General features: G+C 70.8%; 1 protein-coding gene. It reads left to right on the top strand.

The window, feature by feature from the left end:
• Window positions 1-397, top strand: a 397-nt coding sequence (locus JHD07_RS36170) for a GGDEF domain-containing protein (RefSeq protein ID WP_291630890.1), incomplete at its 5' end; no start/stop codon positions are given.
• Between the last annotated feature and the right edge of the window lie 11 nt (window positions 398-408).

Raw genomic sequence — 408 nt, 5'->3', positions numbered from 1 at the left:
CGGCCATCCCGCCGGCGATGCCTGCCTGCGTCTGGTCGCAAAGATCATCGCGGCCGAGACGGAGCGCGCCGGCGATCTGGCCGCGCGCTATGGCGGTGAGGAATTCGCGATGCTGCTGCCGAACACCGACGCTGCCGGCTGCGCCCGGATCGGCGAGCGGATCCGCAGCGTCATCCACGAGGCCGGCCTCGCGCACAGCACAAATCTGCCGGCCGGATGCGTCACCGCCTCGATCGGCGGCGCAGCCTGCCGGCCGGCGCTGGAGCGCACCGCGGGCGTGGCCACGCTGGTCGAAGCTGCCGACGAGGCGCTCTACGCCGCCAAGGAGGCCGGGCGCAACCGGTTGATGATGTCGGGCGAGGTCGCTGACCTGATGCTCGAGGCGTCCGGTCAGTAACACCTTTCAAT

It is taken from the genome of Bradyrhizobium sp. (assembly GCF_016462955.1).
Classification (GTDB): domain Bacteria; phylum Pseudomonadota; class Alphaproteobacteria; order Rhizobiales; family Xanthobacteraceae; genus Bradyrhizobium.
Note: the sequence above shows the minus strand (reverse complement) of the source record. Positions and strands in the feature narration are given on the sequence as shown.